Raw genomic sequence first — 2171 nt, forward strand, 5'->3', positions numbered from 1 at the left:
CGCCGCCCTCGACAGCGCGTCGGTTGCGGCAAAAAGGGGGGTGCGCAGACGGGACCGAACCCGACCGACCGGGGCAAGCCGGGCTCGAAGCGCCACGTCCTCACCGACGCGAACGGCATCCCGCTCGCGGTTCGCCTGACGGGCGCGAACGTGCATGACAGCATGATGCTGGAGGAGGTGGTCGATGCCGTGCCACCGATCCGGCAGCCCTGGGGCAGGCCCCGACAGCGACCGGCCAAACTGCACGCCGACAAGGCCTACGATCACCGTCGCTGCCGCCGAGCGCTGACCCGCCGCCACGTTCAGCCCCGGATCGCCCGTCGTGGCATCGAGAGCAGCGCCAAGCTGGGGCGGCACAGGTGGGTCGTGGAGCGCACCCTGGCCTGGTTCGGACAGTTCCGGCGGCTGGCAATCCGCTACGCGCGGCGTGCCGACATCCACTCCGCCTTCCTCACCCTCGCCTCCGCCATCATCGCCTGGCGCTTCGTCCAACGGTGGTCCTGTTAGATGCTTTAAGCAGGTCGCCCAATCAGCGTGGCGTTTGGGTGGGGCAAGTTGCCCATCACGAACGTGCCCTAGCCGCCACGTCCTGACTGCGCGGTTCGGCCTGCTCCTGGACGAGCTCCGAGAATTGTCTTGAAGAACCCGTAAAGCCGCTGCGCCTGGGTCTTGCGGTTGAAGTCGCGCTTGATCGTCATCCGCGCAGCCTCGACGAGCTTCGACATATCTGGGCATTGCGTTCCGATATCGCCCAGAATTTTCGCCAGGGCGGCCTCATCCCGTTCCTCGACTAGGAAGCCGGTCACTTCATGTTCTACCAACTCAGGAATACCACTGTGGCGAGTGGTGACCACCGGAAGCCCCAGAGCCATGGCTTCCATTAGCGCGACCGGAATGCCCTCCATGTCGCCGTCTTCGGCCGCGACACTGTGCAGGATGAACCCATCCGCCTGGGTCAGCAAAGCCTGGACTTCATCGTGCTGCACCGCGCCCAGCAGCGTGATGTGCTGCTTCATGCCGAGTTCCTCGACCAGGGCCTGCATCTTCGGCAAAAGCGGGCCATCGCCGACGATGCTGAAGGTCATCCGAAGCTTCGGATTGTCCAGCAGGGCCCGGGCAAAGCCTCGGATCGCATATTCATGCCCCTTCTTCTCCGTCATTCGTCCGACCGAGACCCAATGAATAGAAGCATTCCGCCGCATTGGCGTGGCGCAGGCGATGAGGCCGTCGTAATCGACCCCCATATGAAGGACTGAAGTCTTCTCCTTTGAGGCACCGAGGGTCCGGATTTGGCTCAGGAACACCTCGCAGACCGTGAAGATGTGCTCCGTCTCGCGGATCAGCAGGTCATAGATCCCGTCAGGATTCTGGCGCATGTACTTCGAGATGTCATAGCCATGCAGGGTCGTGGTGATCTTTGCCTGTGTCAGGCCTTTGTGCTTCATCATCGCCGCCAGCCGCCCCACGGTCCCAAAATGGCAATGGATGATCTGGGGCCACCAATGAGGATCGCTGAGCGCATCCGCAAGCAGCAGCATCTCGTGACGCGAGAAGCCACCATTTTCCTTGTCGAATAGGCATCGGCGAAGGTTCGTGAGTTGCCCCCTGCGGACCATGCGCAACGCTGCCATCGCCATGTCGCGAACTTTCTGGTGACGACTGGGCGAGGGAAACGGGAAGTAGGTCACGACATCCAGCGCCTTTACGCGCTCCGGCAAAGCGAAGCTATCCTTCGGTCTCCCGAGCGAGAATACACGGACATCCACACCCGCATCGATCATGTCGATGACTTCATGGGCAATGAAGGTTTCCGACAAGGAAGGGAACCTGTCGACGAGATAGACGATCCTCATGGTGTCAGCATTGCAATTTTGCAAGAAATGCTCATGGAAGTGGTGTTCAGGTCGAGCCCCTTTGTCAATTCACTCAAACCCAAGGCCGGAGGCACCAAACGCTCCGTTAGATGGTGAGCATCGAACAAGTGTCTAAACTATGGCGAAGCACCCGTGGCTTACAAGTCGGTGTAAGTTTGCCGTTGTTTTTTGTGCCGTACTTGCTGGCCTGCGCATCCTCATCGCACGAGGACAGGTCGCCACTGGTCGTTAACAGCTCAACACCAGAGATAGGCGGCTCCGCTATCCTAGTGCACTGACTCAAACGGAAGGTGCAGG

1 protein-coding gene and 1 pseudogene are annotated in these 2171 nt (G+C 60.7%); one reads left to right on the top strand and one right to left on the bottom strand.

Features of this window, described 5'->3' with window-relative positions; genetic code table 11:
• Positions 1 to 507: pseudogene (locus EP26_RS30590) on the top strand (IS5 family transposase); the annotation flags it as partial.
• 68 nt (positions 508 to 575) lie between these two features.
• Here EP26_RS30590 and EP26_RS30595 read toward each other — a convergent pair.
• Positions 576 to 1853, bottom strand: a complete 1278-nt coding sequence (locus EP26_RS30595; protein ID WP_043345245.1) for a glycosyltransferase — start codon at positions 1851 to 1853, stop codon at positions 576 to 578.
• Positions 1854 to 2171 lie beyond the last annotated feature (318 nt).

This window comes from Belnapia moabensis DSM 16746 (genome assembly GCF_000745835.1).
GTDB classification, from domain to species: domain Bacteria; phylum Pseudomonadota; class Alphaproteobacteria; order Acetobacterales; family Acetobacteraceae; genus Belnapia; species Belnapia moabensis.

Bases quoted from the DNA above. Each gene is read 5' to 3' on its own strand.
- EP26_RS30595 (WP_043345245.1), bottom strand. From the start codon at position 1,853: ATGAGGATCGTCTATCTCGTCGACAGGTTCCCTTCCTTGTCGGAAACC.